Below are 15,785 nucleotides of genomic sequence, written 5' to 3' on the forward strand. Positions count from 1 at the left end.
CTTTTAACATTTTAATTCCATCTAAAATACTCTTATTCGCAAGTTCTTCTTCTTGCATAACTAATGAGAATCCTTCCTTTTCAAATGAGTTTGCATTTAAAATTTGGTCTCCTCTACTTGCATTTTTTGACAGTGGAATTAACAGTGTTGGCTTTCTAAGCGCCAAAAATTCGAATATTGAATTAGCTCCAGCCCTTGAAATTATATAATCTGATGATTGCATTAAGTGTTTAAGATCATCACTTACATATTCAAATTGCTTGTAACCGTCTATATTTTCCAATGTTTTGTCAATATTACCTTTACCACAAATGTGTATAATGTTATTATCTTTCAGAATATTATTTATATTCTCTCTTATGCTATCATTTATAATCTTTGACCCCAAACTTCCTCCCATTACAAGAATGATATCTTTGTTATTTTTGAATCCACAAATCTCTTTTCCCTTTTCTTTTGAACCTGTTAAAATTTCTTTTCTTATTGGGCTTCCTGTTAAAACACCTTTATCTTTATGAACAAACTGTAAACTTTCTCTAAACGTTACACATAATTTGTCACAAAATGGTGATGCAAGTTTATTGGCAAGTCCTGGAGTAATATCAGACTCATGTGCTATTACTGGAATTTTTTTCATAGATGCTGCTATAACAACAGGCACCGTAACAAACCCACCTTTTGAGAATATTACATCTGGCTTTTCTTTCGCTAATATTTTTCTTGCTTCATGTACTCCCTTTATAACTTTAAAAGGATCAGTGAAGTTCTTTATATCAAAGTATCTTCTAAGCTTTCCTGAAGAAATACCATAGTATGGAATATTATTATTTGTTATAATTTCTTTTTCTATACCATCTTTACTTCCTATGTACTTTATTTCAAATCCTTCTTCTATTAATGATGGTACTAATGCTAAATTTGGGGTAACGTGTCCTGCAGTTCCCCCTCCAGTCATAATTATTTTATATTTACTCAAAAAATATCCACTCCTTATATAGTTATCTCATTATTTTATTTATTTATATACTATATTATATAGTTATATTTACAATCTGAAACTTTTAATTGATAATTGAATGTTTGAAATACCCTTAAATTCATTTATTTCAGGATAATAAAGTATATCCATCTTAAAATTGCAGTACCCACTATCTTGTAATTTTAAAAACCCTTCTTCTCCATACTTATCAATATACATTTCTTTAAATTTTTCAAACTTATTAAAGTTAACACCATCTATTTGCTTACCATTTCCATACTCCATTTTAAACCTTAAGAAATTTTTGTCCTTTCCCATAAATATTACTCTCTTTACAGTAACATCTTTAACAGCAAAGATAGGACTCCAATTTCCCTTTCCAAAAGGTCGCATATTAGAAAGCTTATTAACTAATTCCATATTTAAGTATTCTATTTGAAGTGGTGCATCTATTATAACTTTAGGAATTACATCTTCCTCAGTTAAAGTGCACTTATCATTAAGTTCTTTTCTTAAAAGTGGGATGTTCTCTTCTAAAACAGAAAGGCCTGCTGCCATAGGATGTCCTCCAAACTTTGAAAGAATACTTTTGCATTTGGATAGTTCTAAAAACATATTATATTCTTCAATAGATCGTCCAGATCCCTTTGGCATCTCTTTACCACTTGTCATTACAATACTTGGTAAGTTATATTTTTCTCTAACTCTTCCAGCAACTATTCCTGCAATACTTTCATGTATAGAACCTTCATAAACAACAATTACTTTATCGTCTTTACTTAAACTACTTTCTATTTTTTCTATTACTTTCTCGGTGCTTTCACTTGTAAGTTCCTGTCTCTTTTCATTTAAGTCATTTAACTTGCTTGCAAGTTCTTTAGCTCTATCATCATCTTCTGTTATTAAAAGTTCAACTGATATATCTGCAATTTCAAGTCTTCCTGTTGCATTTATACATGGACCAATTACAAAACCAAAATGATATTCAGATATCTCCTTCTCTTCTAATTTCTTTACTTTTATAAGTTCTTTTAAACCTTTGTTTTTAGTATTATTTATTAATTCTAGTCCTTTTTTAACAATTATTCTATTTTCATCAACAATATCAACAACATCACATACTGTTGCAATTGCTGCATATTCTAAAAGTTCAAAACTTTCTTCTATGGGTATAGAAAACTCTTTATAAAGTCCTTGTACAAACTTAAATGCTACCCCGGCTCCACATAAATTTTTAAAGGGGTACTTACAGTCTTCTCTTTTTGGATTAACTACAGCGTCACCTTCTGGAAAACTTCTTACCTTTTCACCATTTTCTTCAATTATAGGTATATCATGATGATCAGTTATTACAACTTCAAATCCAAGTTCTTTTGCAAAAGTTACTTCTTCAAATGCTGATATTCCATTATCACAAGTAAGTAATACTTCAAAGCCTTCTTCTCTTAAAATATTAATTCTATCTTTATTCATACCATATCCTTCATTTTCTCTATTTGGAATATGATATTTAAAATTAGCTCCTAACCTTTTAAGTCCTTTATAAAGTATTGTTGTGCTACAAACGCCATCACAATCATAATCACCATATATAACTATTTTCTTCCCTTTTTCTATGGCATTTTTTATAATATTTACGCCCTCTTTTAAATCTTTCAAAAGAAAACTATCATACATATCAAAAGTTTTACCATTAAGAAAAAGAGAAGCTGCTTCTTTAGTTGAAATCCCTCTATTTGCAAGTAATCTAAGTATAAGACTATTCTCATCTACATCCTTAGATAACTTTAGAAATTCCTCTTTTTTGTTTCTTACAAGCCACTTCTCTTTCATCTATACTTCCTCTTTTTCTAAATTACTTTATTAAATTATATAGCATTTCATCTTTAAGTTCATCACTCTTTAGTACATTTAATTCATCTAATAATTTGTATGAGAATTCTAATGCAGTTGCAGGACCTCTACTAGTTATTATATTATCACTTACTACTACTAAATCCTCTTTATAGTTAACATCCTTTAAATCACTTTCAAATCCTGGATATGAAGTAACATTTTTGCCTTCTATAATCTTTGCTTCTTCAAGAACTATTGGAGCTGCACAAATTGCTGCTATTTTTTTCTTTTCTTCATTCATTCTTTTTAGTAATTTAATTACTCTAGTATCTTCTTTTAAATTTTTAGCACCTGGCATTCCTCCTGGAAGCACCACCATATCAACATCTAAATCATCTTTAAGTATTAAATCTGCCATAACTCTAATATTATGTGCACCAACAACTTCAATTTCATTAATAGATATAATATTACAATTAACATTTGCTCTTCTTAAAACATCCACAACTGTTAGAGCTTCAATTTCCTCAAATCCATTTGCTAATAGTACTGCTACATTTTTCATTAAAATCTCCTCCCGTCTAATTATATTGAACAGAAGTCACCTCATCATCTAATGAAATAACCATAACATCTGTTCCTCTTCCTGCTCTATTTTGAAGTTTTATATTTGAAATTTCAACTTTTTCTATATTTTTATTAAGTGATGTTAATGTAAACACACCTTCCTCTGTAGAAGTAGCTGCAATTTCATTATCTTCACTACCTATTATATACCTTCCGTAAATAGCTTCATCATTATCTTTTAAACTTATACCAGTAACACCTGATGCAACTCTTCCCATAGGATTAATATTTGATACATTAAATCTTATAGCCATACCTTTTTTAGTAACTATTACTAATTCGCCAATTCTATGATTGTTTATACTTACAGATACTATTTTATCATCATCAAACTTAAATTTATAATACTGAGTTATTGTAAATTCATGACTGTATTCAGATAACATTGTCTTTTTAACTAATCCTCTCTTAGTTATTAAAAATACTGCTAAATCTTCTTTATATTCCTTAAGTGATACTATTTTTATTATTTTTTCATCTTTTTTAAGACCTGAAACTACATCGTTTATTTTTATTTCCTTTGAAATTACATTTTCTAGAATAAACGATTTTAGTTTAATCACATTACCTTTATCAGTAAATAATAATAATTCACTTAATGTGTCTGTATAAGTTTTAAGATCATCATTTTTTGCAACCCTTGATAGTGCTTTAATATAATTTTTATTAGTTACACCTATTGCAAACTCTTTATATTCAAGTGTATCTACATAATTACAATCTATTATTTCATCATTATCTGATAGAGTAAATAAATAACTTCCTGTAATATTTCTTGGTGTATCTACTATTTCTGGTATTTCCAAATTAAATTCTAAGCCAATTTTAGTTTTAACTTTTAAGAAATCTTTTTTCTCTTCCATCGTTAAAGATGTTATATTAATTACTTTTTCATCTTCTTTAAGCTTAATTGCTTGAAGTTTACTATATGATGTTTTGAATTTATCTAATGAACTTTTCTTAATCATCCCTTTATTTGTAATAAACTGAAGGAACTTACTTGGATTTAGGGTAGTTTCTGACATAACACAAATTATATTCTCTTCGTCTAAGTTTAAAGTTTTAATAATTGTATCAATTCTTTCCCCTTTATCTTTCCATTTTCCTTCTGGAATGTTTATACCTTTAGTTTGATACATAAATCCTTTATCAGTAAATATCAATATATTATCTCTAGTATTAGATTCAAATAAGAATTTAAGTTCATCCCCTTCTCTATAATCAATTGCTTCTGCATCTTGATTTGATCTTATATAGTTTTTATGAGGAATTCTCTTTATAAATCCATCCTTTGATAAAGTAACCATAACATCTTCAATAACTATAAGTTCTTCTACATCTATTTTAGCTATATTATCATCTTCAATTATATTTGTTCTTCTAGGATTTTTAAATTTATTACAAACTTCTATAAGCTCTTCTTTAATTACTCTTGAAAGTTCTTTTTCTTCTGATAATATTTTTCTTAATTTCTTTATTTCCTTTTGAAGTTCTTTATATTCTTTTTCAAATACTTTAATTTCAAGACCTGTTAACCTATATAGCATAAGGTCTAGTATTGCACCTGCTTGAGCTTCAGTAAATCCGAATTCTTTTATTAAATTATCCGATGCATCCTTTTTTGATTTTGAAGCTCTAATAGTCTTAATTACATTATCCATTATATCTATAGCTTTTATAAAACCTTCAACTATATGGAATCTTTTTTCTGCAATTTCAAGTTCCCTCTTAGTTCTTCTAGTTATAATATCCTTCTGATGGTTTACATAATGCATTATTATTGTTTTTAATCCCATAGTTTGGGGTTTTCCATTACAAAGTGCAACCATATTAAAGCTTATATTACATTGTAAGTCTGTTTTCTTAAATAAATATTTTAGTACTTTATCAACATCGGCTTCACTCATAGCCTTTTTGAATTCAACAACTGATCTTACGCCATTTCTATCTGACTCATCACGTATATCAGTAATTCCTTCTAAAACTTTAGCATGCTTCTTATCTGCTGTCATTTCTGATATAGTTTGAAGAATTTTAGACTTATTTCTTCTGTATGGGAATTCTGTAATTACAATTCCAAGTCGTCCATTTTCTAAGGTTTCTATTGCAGTTTTTGCTCTACACGTTACTTTCCCTTCTCCAGTTTCATATGCAGATTTTAATGAATTTTTCCCAATTAAAACTCCACCCGTTGGAAGGTCTGGTCCTTTTATATATTGCATTAGCTCATCAGTTGTAATATCTTCATTATCAATATAAGCTAAAACACCATCTGTAACTTCCCCTAAGTTATGTGGTGGAATATTAGTTGCAAGACCAACTGCAATACCAAATGTTCCATTAACTAAAAGGTTTGGATATCTACTTGGAAGAACTGTAGGTTCCATTTCACTATCTGAATAGTTTGGTACCATAGTTACAGTATCTTTATCAATATCTCTTATCATTTCCATAGCAATTGGAGCAAGTCTAGCTTCTGTATATCTCATAGCAGCCGCTCCATCTCCATCCATTGAACCCCAATTACCGTGTCCTGAGATCAAAGGCTCTCGTGTGGAGAAGTTTTGTGCAAGTATAACCATTGCATCATATACTGATGAGTCACCGTGAGGATGAAATTTACCTAAAATATCCCCAACTATTCTTGCTGATTTATAATATGGTCTATCTGGAAATGCCTTTAAAAGGTATGCTCCATATAATATTCTTCTATGAACTGGTTTTAATCCGTCCCTAACGTCTGGAAGTGCTCTATCCTTTGCTACTTCTATAGCGTAAGGAAGATAATTATCCGGCATCGCTTCTTCAATAGGAACTCTTATTATGTTTCTATCTACTGGTATATTATTAACTTTTTTAGCCATAACATTACTCCATTTCTATCTATTTAAAATTCTCCGTATTTATACATATACTTTCTTCTAGGTTCAACAACATCTCCCATTAAAAGAGATACCATCTTTTCAGCTTTTGCAGCATCATCTATAGTTACTTGTAATAAAGTTCTACTTTCCGGGTTTAATGTTGTTTCCCATAATTGATCAGGATTCATTTCTCCAAGACCTTTATATCTTTGGATTAAGGCTCCCTTACCAATTTGCTTCTTAACTTCTTCAAGTTCTTCATCTGAATAAGCATAATCACTTACTTCTTTACCTTTTACCTTTTTATATACTTTATAAAGAGGTGGTCTTGCTAAATATAAATGTCCATTTGCAATAAGTGGTCTCATATATCTATAAATATAAGTCATCCAAAGTGTTCTTATATGATATCCATCAACATCGGCATCACTCATAATTATTATTTTATTGTACTTTAAATCATCTTCATTATAATTATCTAAAGTTCCTGTACCAATTGCAGTATTGAATATTTTAAGTTCTTCTGATGCTAGTACATTTTCAAGCTTTTGTTTTTCAGTATTCATTATCTTACCTTTTGACGGCATAATACTTTGGAATTTTCTATCTCTAGCTTGTTTTGCTGAACCTCCAGCTGAATCTCCCTCAACTACGATAAACTCATTATATTGTTTATCACGTCCAGTACATACAGCAACTTTACCTGCCAGAGGGGCTGCCCCTTTACCTATCTTTTTCTTTTCAGCTTCATTTATTTTTTTTATTTTTTCTCTTCTTTGCGCTGCTTGAAGTGCATTATTTATTATTTTGCTTGCAAGTTCTTTATTATCTTCAATCCACTCTGAAAGTTTAGTATACGCTACTTCATTCATCATAGTATAAGCTTCAGCATTTCCAAGCTTTGTTTTTGTTTGTCCTTCAAAGACAGGATTTGAAATTTTTATTCTTACAATTGCAGTCATCCCTTCACGTAAGTCATCACCTTCAAATTCCTTATCCTTTTCTTTTAAAAGCCCAAGCTTTCTTGACCATTCTTTAAAAGCTCTTGTCATTCCAGTTTTGAATCCTGTTTCATGAGTTCCAGCTTCTGTTGTCGGAATATTATTTACGTAACTTGCTATATTATCAGTTGTTGAATCTGTAAATTGCATACATATTTCTCCAGCCATAGCTATTCCGCCAATCTCTTTTTCTCCTTCAAAAAGAATCGGTTCTTTATGAATAGGCGTCTTACTCTCATTTAAGTACTCTATAAAATCCAAAAGCCCTCTTTCTGAGTAATATTCTTTTTTTATTTCATCATCATCTCTTTTATCTATAAGTTCAAGTCTCATTCCTTTGTTTTGGAATGCTAATTCTTGAAGTCTTTCATCTATAATATCAAATTTAAAATCAGTATTTGAAAAAACTCTCTTATCAGGTAAGAAAGTAACTTTAGTACCTGTTTCTTTAGACTTTCCAATCACTTCTAAAGGTGTAACAGGTGTTCCTGGCATATCTTTTTTAAGTTCTTTGTCATAAGCATATTCAAATCTTTGCTTATATATATTACCATTTTGGTGAACTTCTACTTCAACCCATTTAGATAATGCATTAACTACAGCAGATCCAACTCCATGTAAACCTCCTGATGTTTTATAGTTCTTGTTATCAAATTTCCCACCTGTATGAAGTTCTGTATATACCATTTCAACTCCACTTTTTTTCTTAATTGGATGAATTCCTGTTGGTATTCCTCTACCATCATCTATAATAGTTACACTCTTATCTTTATTTAATATTACTGTAGCTTTGCTTCCATAACCATTTGAAATTTCATCAATTGAGTTATCTAATATTTCCCAAACACAATGATGAAGGCCCTTACTACCTGTAGAGCCTATATACATACCTGGTCTTATTCTTACCGGTTCTAATTTTTCTAAGGATGTTAAATCCGTAACATCATATGACATATTACTTTCTTTTACCATTTTTTCCTCCACCTTAAGAATTCTTACTGTAAATATTAATTAGTCTATTTACTGTTTCTTCTCTATCTTCATTTATAATAACTTCATAAAAATCTTTTATTTTAAAGCCATTTGAATATAAAGGATCATAATACTTAACCATAAGCTCTTCGCATACAGTTTTATAATCACCATCTAAAAGTAGCTTTTTATAACCTTCTACTCTTTCATCATTTAAATATCTTTTCAATCTATCTAAACATACCATAAGTTCATCTACACTATTTTGGTCTTTTATGTACTCTTTTATTAAAAGTTCGCTTCTATTGTTTAATGAATCTTCAATACAAACTTTTATTCCATTTTGCATTGATTTGAAAATAAAATCTGGAATTATTGTATTCCCTATTCTTTTACTTTCACCTTCTACTAAAACAAGATTACTTTTTCTACTTTTTAATTCTTCAAAAATTTCAGTTTCAAAAGCTTTTTGACTGCTACAATTACCTAAGGAAACACTTCCAAGAATTGAACCTCTATGATTTGCAGCACCTTCTAAATCTAAAATATCATAACCCATTTCTTTTAACTTTTTCAAGTATACAGTTTTACCAACTCCTGTTTTTCCGTATAAAACTATATATTTGACATCTTCGTTTACTTTTTTTAGATTTTCATTTATATATCTTCTATAAGACTTATATCCACCTTTAAGTTTATAAACTTTAAGTCCAAGTGAATATAAAAGACTATGGATACTTCCGCTTCTCATTCCACCACGAGAGCAGAAGATCACTATTTTCTTTCCTTGATTTTTTATATATAACTCTTGAATCTTATTAAATATTTCCGGAAGCCTCTTTGATATAAAACTAATCCCGACACTCTTAGCTTCTTCCGTACTTTCTCTAACATATATTGTTCCAACTGTTTCTCTCTCATTATCTAAAAGCACTGGTATATTAATAGCGCCTTTTATAGTTGCTTCTTCAAATTCCTTTGGAGATCTGACATCTATAAGAATATAATCATCTTTTATTCTATCAATTTCTTCATATTCTATCATATTGAACATTTCTAAGACCTCCCATATAATTTATTAACCATTCTATTCTATCACAATTTTACTAAAATAAAAAAGAAAATAACCGTACAAGTGTTTGCACGGTTATTTCATATAGTATATATTATATTTTTTATTCTAAATAAACTTATTATTATAATGATTTTAAAGCTTCTAATGCTTTATCATAATTTGGCTCATCACTTATATCCTTACAATATTCTACATATGTTACATTATTCTTTTCATCTATTACGAATACTGCTCTTGCAAGTAAGCCCATTTCTTCAATGTATAAACCATAATTTTCACCAAATGATCTATCTTTGTAGTCTGATAAAGTAATTACATTTTCTACATCTTCAGCTCCACACCATCTAGCTTGTGCAAATGGTAAATCCATTGATACTACATAAACTTTAGCATCTTTTAAATTTGTTGCTTCCTTGTTGAATCTTTTAACTTCTAAATCACAAACTGGTGTATCAAGTGAAGGTACTGCTAAGAATACTCTCTTTCCATCTGTATCTTTTAAAGTTACTTTATTTAATGAGTTATCATATAAAACGAAGTCTGGTGCTTCCTGTCCTAATCTAACTTCTGCTCCTCTTAATGTTATTTTGTTTCCTTGTGCTGTTATATTCATATATATCACTCCTATTACTAATCAATAATTATTTTCTTTTAATATTATCTGTTTCTTAATTTATATTCTATACCATTTGCAATATAAATCAATAGATTATTTTTGAACATTATATTAATAATACTTTTCCCTATAAGTTAAATATAAATTCCAAGGTAATGTTTCTTTAGTAATATATAAATTGTATAAGAAGCTTTTTTAACCATATTTTCAAATAGCTTATTGCTAAAATTTATATTCAGTTTATTTGCTATTATTTCATAGTCTTCTTTTATATCATTAGAACTTATTATACTTCTCTCATAATTAACTCCTTCTCTTTGAAACCATGACCATAATATATAGTCGTATTCATTAATACTATTTATTATTTCTTCTTCATCTTCTATTCCATCACTTAAATACCATAATGGAATAATTTCAGAGTTAAATAAAAACGTCATTGCAAACGAATCTTTCTTTTCGCCAAATAAATAGAAAAATAAATCCTCCATATTAAATACCTCTTTATAATTAAGATTACTTATATATGTAATAATACTATCTTTTTCTTTTCTATTTTTATAAATCACATCTTCAATATACTTAACAATAAGAGGCGCTACAGTGTAATGTAAAAATTCAACTTTTCCTAAACTCCTTAACGAACCTTCTTCCATAGGCGAAATTTCTAAAAGATCTTTATTTTTAAACTTCATATATAAATATCTTAAAAATATTTTTTTAAATTCACTTTCACTATCAACTCCTAGAATTTCTTTCAATCTATAACTTAAACTTTCTAAAGCCGAGATTTCATAGTATGTAGCAAGCCCCTCTGTAAGCCATAAATTAGGTGTTACATGAAATACTTTGCTTTTTATTTTATAATCCATAAAATTATGAAACATTCTATGAGATAAAAGTTGCCAATCCCTTATATTTTCAAAATCAAATGTTGCACAAATACTATCTCCAACACATCCACAAACAATTCCTTTTTTGTCTTCTTTACTATTATTCAATAAAATTACTTTTAACTCCTTATCATACTCTTTAAATAAATTACAATAATATTTATAAAGATTATATATATTTTCTTCTATGTCACATTTTAATGAAATACCGTTTTCACGTATTATTTTTATATTATCTCTCTTAAAGCCAATACTGAAATCTCCAAAAATATAATTGTCTTTCATAATTTTATAAACGTCTGACCATACTACATTAGTTTTTTTAAGTAATTTTTTCCCATTACAAAAAGGGATTTGTATAGGTTTTTTTAAGCTTTCTATATTTATTGAAATAAGTTCACATATACTATCTTCTATATCCTTTAATGACAATATTTCAACTGGTAATATAAATACCTGTTCCCCAGTGAAAGCTAAAATATTTTTATTTATTTCGCCACCATGTCCATGTTTTGCAAGCTTACCAATTTTGACTTTGTAATTTAACTCTAAATTACTATTATCCATTTTATCTACTTCAATAAAATTATCTTTCTCTTTATATTTGAAATTACATTTTACATTAAAAGGACTTATATTCCCTATATATAAATTAGCAATTCCACTGCTCATTCCACATATATTCAATTTTACAAATAAGGATTTTTCATTAAATTTATCCTCTTTTACATCTATATTTATCTTCATATTATCCATATCTAAAACTTCTCCTCTTCCATTAATTCTCTATACAGGTGGATTATATCATGAATTAACTATAAATTGTAAAGTGGATTTATTATTAAAAAATAAAAAAAAGACTTAAGATATTTTTAAATCTTAAGTCTTTTTATACCGTTCTCTATAAGTCACAAATTTCAACATTTCTTACGTGTTTAGTATGACTCCATTCTTTATTGTTCTTATTTAATATACCTTGTATAGTTATTGGAATCCATGTTACTGTATATAATCCATATAATAAGAATCTTATAAATAACACTAATCCTTTCTTTCCTAAACATATGAATGTAACTAAAATCATAGCCAAGCTATAAGCTGCCATTACTATCCAATATGCAAAGTTACTATCAATCTTACTAGCTAACACTGGTAATATGAATATATTCATTGAGTATACAAATAGAATAACAAAGAATCCTGTTGAAACTTTCTTTTCTAATTTAAGCACTAATGGTGTTATTAAGAATTGGCATATTATAAATACTTTCCATCCTATATCACTAAAAGCATTGCTTATAACAAATACATCTGACGTACCTAAATTTGATTGCACTAACGTAAGAATAGCTGAAACACCTAGTAAAAGTGTTACAAATGGTTGCATTACATAAAGTGCGCAGTCAAACATATACCATTTCCTTTGTTTAATTGCTTCCTTAATTAACTTAAAGAAGTATCTTGATGCAACATCTGTAAATCCTTGCATCCATCTTTTTCTTTGTGACCATGATTGCTTTAAAGTAAGTGGTTTTTCATCAAATATTTTAGCATCATGAGCCCAACCAACTTTCTCTCCATTAGAAACTAGCTTACATGTGAACTCTAAATCTTCTGTAAGACAAGTAGCTCCCCATCCTAGCTTCTGTAACATATCTGTGTCTATTGCAAATCCTGTTCCACCTAATTGATTTGATAAACCAACATTTCTTCTAGCTAATTGGAACATTCTATTTTGTGACCAGAATGCTATTGAGTAAGCTGTTGCAATCCATGAGTCGTTTGGATTTTTACTATCTATGTATCCTTGTACGACTTTATATCCTTCTAACATTTTAGAATTAATTTCTTTCAAAAAGTCTTCATGAACTAAGTTATCTGCATCAAATATGCAAATAGCATCATACTTTTCTTCCATTTTGAAAAGCTTACCGAACATCCATTCAAGAGCATATCCTTTACCTCTTTTGTCTTCACAAAAACGTTCAAAAACATTTACTCCATATTTTCTTGATATATCCGCTGTCTTATCATCACAGTTATCAGCAATAACAAACACATCGTATAATTCCTTTGGATAATTAAGTTTTTGCATACTCTCTATAAGTTTACCTATAACTACTTCTTCATTGTGAGCCGCTACTATCATAGCAAACTTTTTAACTGGTGTATAATTTTTCTTTTCTTTTCTTCTGAAAAGTCCAAAGAAAGCTAATACTAAAAAGTACATAGTTATAAAGAATACAAAAAATTGAAACACTGCCGTTGCAGTATAAATTATGTTTCCCATTAAATTCACTCCTAATGACAAATGGAATTCCTTCCCCATTCATTTTCTATTTTCTTTTAAAATACATCCTTTTAAATATAATTCAATAGCACATAAAAATCAAGTATATAAAAATTAAAAAAATTTAAGAATTCAAGGAAACCTTAATTATATCAATGGTTTCTTACCATTATTTAATTTTGTATAAAAAGACAGATCTTGAAAAGATCTGTCTTTTTTTGAATTTAAACTATTCCTTGAGCCATCATTGCATCACAAACTTTTAAGAATCCAGCAATATTTGCCCCCATTAATATATTTCCTTCTTCTCCGTATTCACGGCATGCATCACTTGCATTCTTATATATTGTAACCATTATATCTTCTAATTTTTCAAGTACTTCTTCTTTAGACCATGCAAGTCTCATACTATTTTGTGACATTTCTAAAGCAGAGCATGCAACTCCACCAGCATTTGCTGCTTTTGCAGGTCCAAACATAACTTTATTATTTTGGAATACTTTAATAGCTTCAAGAGTTGATGGCATATTAGCACCTTCTGATACAGCAATAACTCCATTTTCAACAAGTATTTCAGCTGAATTATTATCTATTTCTCCTTGTGTTGCACATGGAAGAGCTATATCACATTTTATTTTCCAAATATTTCTAAACCCTTCTTCATATTTTGCAGTGCTTACATAATTTAAATAATCCTTAATTCTGCCTCTCTTAACTTCTTTTATCTCTTTAACTGCATCTAAATTAATTCCATTTTCATCATAAATATATCCATTTGAATCACTAAGAGCTACAACTTTAGCTCCAAATTCTGTTGCTTTTTCTGCTGCATATATAGCAACATTTCCTGATCCAGATATTACAACAGTTTTATCTTTAAAACTTGTTCCATTAGCTTTAAGCATTTCTTCAGTGAAGTAAACTAATCCATAGCCTGTAGCTTCAGTTCTTCCAAGACTTCCACCGTAGCTTAATCCTTTACCAGTTAACACACCCTGTTCGCTTGTATTTCTAATCTTTTTGTAGTATCCATACATATATCCTATTTCTCTACCGCCAACTCCAATATCTCCAGCTGGTACGTCAATATCACTACCAATATGCATGCAAAGTTCTGCCATGAAGCTTTGACAAAATCTCATCACTTCTCCATCTGATTTTCCTTTAGGGTTAAAGTCTGCTCCACCTTTACCTCCACCGATTGGAAGTCCTGTTAGAGAATTTTTAAATATTTGCTCAAATCCTAAAAATTTAACTATACTTTGATTAACTGATGGATGGAATCTAAGTCCCCCTTTATAAGGTCCAATAGCGCTATTAAATTGTATTCTAAATCCTCTATTAACTTGAACAGTACCATTATCATCTACCCAAGGTACTCTAAAGAATATTTGTCTTTCTGGCTCAACAATTCTTTCTAGTATTCCATTTTCTATAAATTTTGGATTTCTATCAAATACAGGTATTAATGATTCAACTACCTCTGTAACTGCATCAATAAACTCAGTTTCTCCTGCATTTCTCTCTTTAACCTTAGCTAATACTTCTTCTACATATTTTTTTCCATTCATTGCATTCCACCCTCTCACAATAATAATTTATTTATATAATACACCTTTTTTTTGTATATTTCTATAAAATATAGTTATATTTTATAAGTTTATCATTCTTTTAAAATGTTTTATATTATTTTATTAAACTGTAAATTTATAACACCATGAAAAAGTTTACTTTTAATTTTAACGTATCATGTATTTATAATTGATTATTTTCTAAAACTATATAAAATATATAAAAAGGAGTTCTAAGATGAAAATAGGTTACGCATGTATTCCACTTACAATTCATAATAAAACTACAAGATCTTTTACTCTTAAAAATTATAATAATGACAAATTAATTGATTGTACTAAATCTAACTTACAAGACTTATATAAAATACTAGAGTATAATGCTTTAAAAGGAATTTTAATGTTTAGAATAAGTTCTGATATTATCCCTTTTGGAAGCCATGAAATAAATAATTTTAACTGGAGCGAGTATTTTAAAGAAGACTTTAAAAAAATAAGTAATCTTATAAAAAATAATTCTATTAGAGTTTCAATGCATCCAGGTCAATATACTGTTTTAAATAGTAATAGTGAATCTACAGTAAAAAAATCTATTAAAGATTTAGAATATCACGCTCTATTTTTAGATAGCATTTCTAATGATCTATCTAATAAAATAATACTCCATGTAGGTGGTGTATACAATGATAAAAAAGAAGCAATAAAAAGATTTATTAACGTTTATAATTCACTATCTTCTAATGTTAAAGATAGACTAGTTATTGAAAATGATGAGAGAAATTATTGTATAGATGACCTTCTTAATATTAATGAATATATACGTATTCCAATAATATATGATAATCTTCACTACTACTGTTATGAAGGAAACTCTACGAATAATATTAAAATACTTAGTGCAATTAAAGATACTTGGAAATCTAAAGATGGTACTATAAAGGTTCACTACAGTCAACAATCACTTAATAAGAGATTAGGTTCTCATTCTAATACAATATTAATAGAGGAGTTTTTGAAGTATTACAATTCACTAGAAGGCTTTAATGTAGATATAATGGCTG

General features: G+C 28.5%; 11 protein-coding genes. 1 reads left to right on the plus strand and 10 read right to left on the minus strand.

Going from position 1 to position 15,785, the window contains the following annotated elements; genetic code table 11:
* From RSF37_RS13465 to gdhA, 10 genes are all read right to left on the minus strand, one after another.
* Nucleotides 1-976: undecaprenyldiphospho-muramoylpentapeptide beta-N-acetylglucosaminyltransferase (locus RSF37_RS13465; RefSeq protein ID WP_332564901.1), on the minus strand; the 976-nt coding region annotated here is incomplete at its 3' end.
* A 69-nt stretch (nt 977-1,045) separates the two neighbouring features.
* Nucleotides 1,046-2,812: a single-stranded-DNA-specific exonuclease RecJ gene (recJ, locus tag RSF37_RS13470; RefSeq protein WP_332564902.1), complete on the minus strand. Its 1,767-nt coding sequence runs from the start codon at nt 2,810-2,812 to the stop codon at nt 1,046-1,048.
* 22 nt (nt 2,813-2,834) lie between these two features.
* Nucleotides 2,835-3,380 (minus strand): DJ-1 family glyoxalase III, encoded by a 546-nt coding sequence (locus RSF37_RS13475; protein ID WP_332564903.1) that lies wholly within the window; start codon nt 3,378-3,380, stop codon nt 2,835-2,837.
* A gap of 16 nt (nt 3,381-3,396) precedes the next feature.
* Nucleotides 3,397-6,306, minus strand: coding sequence for a DNA topoisomerase IV subunit A (locus RSF37_RS13480; RefSeq protein WP_332564904.1), 2,910 nt, complete (start codon nt 6,304-6,306; stop codon nt 3,397-3,399).
* 23 nt (nt 6,307-6,329) lie between these two features.
* On the minus strand, nt 6,330-8,279 hold the full coding sequence (locus RSF37_RS13485) for a DNA gyrase/topoisomerase IV subunit B (protein WP_332564905.1): 1,950 nt from the start codon (nt 8,277-8,279) through the stop codon (nt 6,330-6,332).
* 13 nt (nt 8,280-8,292) lie between these two features.
* Nucleotides 8,293-9,333: a tRNA 2-selenouridine(34) synthase MnmH gene (mnmH, locus tag RSF37_RS13490; protein ID WP_332564906.1), complete on the minus strand. Its 1,041-nt coding sequence runs from the start codon at nt 9,331-9,333 to the stop codon at nt 8,293-8,295.
* A 142-nt stretch (nt 9,334-9,475) separates the two neighbouring features.
* Nucleotides 9,476-9,967 carry a thiol peroxidase gene (gene tpx, locus RSF37_RS13495; RefSeq protein ID WP_332564907.1) on the minus strand — a complete coding sequence of 164 codons (492 nt, stop codon included), beginning with the start codon at nt 9,965-9,967 and terminating at the stop codon, nt 9,476-9,478.
* A gap of 137 nt (nt 9,968-10,104) precedes the next feature.
* The gene (locus RSF37_RS13500) at nt 10,105-11,619 is read right to left on the minus strand and encodes a hypothetical protein (RefSeq protein ID WP_332564908.1); all 1,515 of its coding nucleotides are present in this window, start codon (nt 11,617-11,619) and stop codon (nt 10,105-10,107) included.
* Nucleotides 11,620-11,764: 145 nt separating this feature from the next.
* A complete protein-coding gene (locus RSF37_RS13505) occupies nt 11,765-13,153 on the minus strand; it encodes a glycosyltransferase family 2 protein (RefSeq protein ID WP_332564909.1) in 1,389 nt (462 codons plus the stop codon).
* 224 nt (nt 13,154-13,377) lie between these two features.
* Nucleotides 13,378-14,724: an NADP-specific glutamate dehydrogenase gene (gene gdhA, locus RSF37_RS13510; protein ID WP_332564910.1), complete on the minus strand. Its 1,347-nt coding sequence runs from the start codon at nt 14,722-14,724 to the stop codon at nt 13,378-13,380.
* Between the two features lie 238 nt (nt 14,725-14,962).
* Between gdhA and uvsE the strand changes: the two genes are divergently transcribed.
* The coding region (gene uvsE / locus RSF37_RS13515; protein ID WP_332564911.1) for a UV DNA damage repair endonuclease UvsE at nt 14,963-15,785 on the plus strand (823 nt) is incomplete at its 3' end.

This window comes from Clostridium sp. (assembly GCF_036643715.1).
Classification (GTDB): domain Bacteria; phylum Bacillota; class Clostridia; order Clostridiales; family Clostridiaceae; genus Clostridium.

Bases quoted from the DNA above. Each gene is read 5' to 3' on its own strand.
- recJ (WP_332564902.1), bottom strand. From the start codon at position 2,812: ATGAAAGAGAAGTGGCTTGTAAGAAACAAAAAAGAGGAATTTCTAAAG.
- RSF37_RS13475 (WP_332564903.1), bottom strand. From the start codon at position 3,380: ATGAAAAATGTAGCAGTACTATTAGCAAATGGATTTGAGGAAATTGAA.
- RSF37_RS13480 (WP_332564904.1), bottom strand. From the start codon at position 6,306: ATGGCTAAAAAAGTTAATAATATACCAGTAGATAGAAACATAATAAGA.
- RSF37_RS13485 (WP_332564905.1), bottom strand. From the start codon at position 8,279: ATGGTAAAAGAAAGTAATATGTCATATGATGTTACGGATTTAACATCC.
- mnmH (WP_332564906.1), bottom strand. From the start codon at position 9,333: ATGTTCAATATGATAGAATATGAAGAAATTGATAGAATAAAAGATGAT.
- tpx (WP_332564907.1), bottom strand. From the start codon at position 9,967: ATGAATATAACAGCACAAGGAAACAAAATAACATTAAGAGGAGCAGAA.
- RSF37_RS13500 (WP_332564908.1), bottom strand. From the start codon at position 11,619: ATGGATAATATGAAGATAAATATAGATGTAAAAGAGGATAAATTTAAT.
- RSF37_RS13505 (WP_332564909.1), bottom strand. From the start codon at position 13,153: ATGGGAAACATAATTTATACTGCAACGGCAGTGTTTCAATTTTTTGTA.
- gdhA (WP_332564910.1), bottom strand. From the start codon at position 14,724: ATGAATGGAAAAAAATATGTAGAAGAAGTATTAGCTAAGGTTAAAGAG.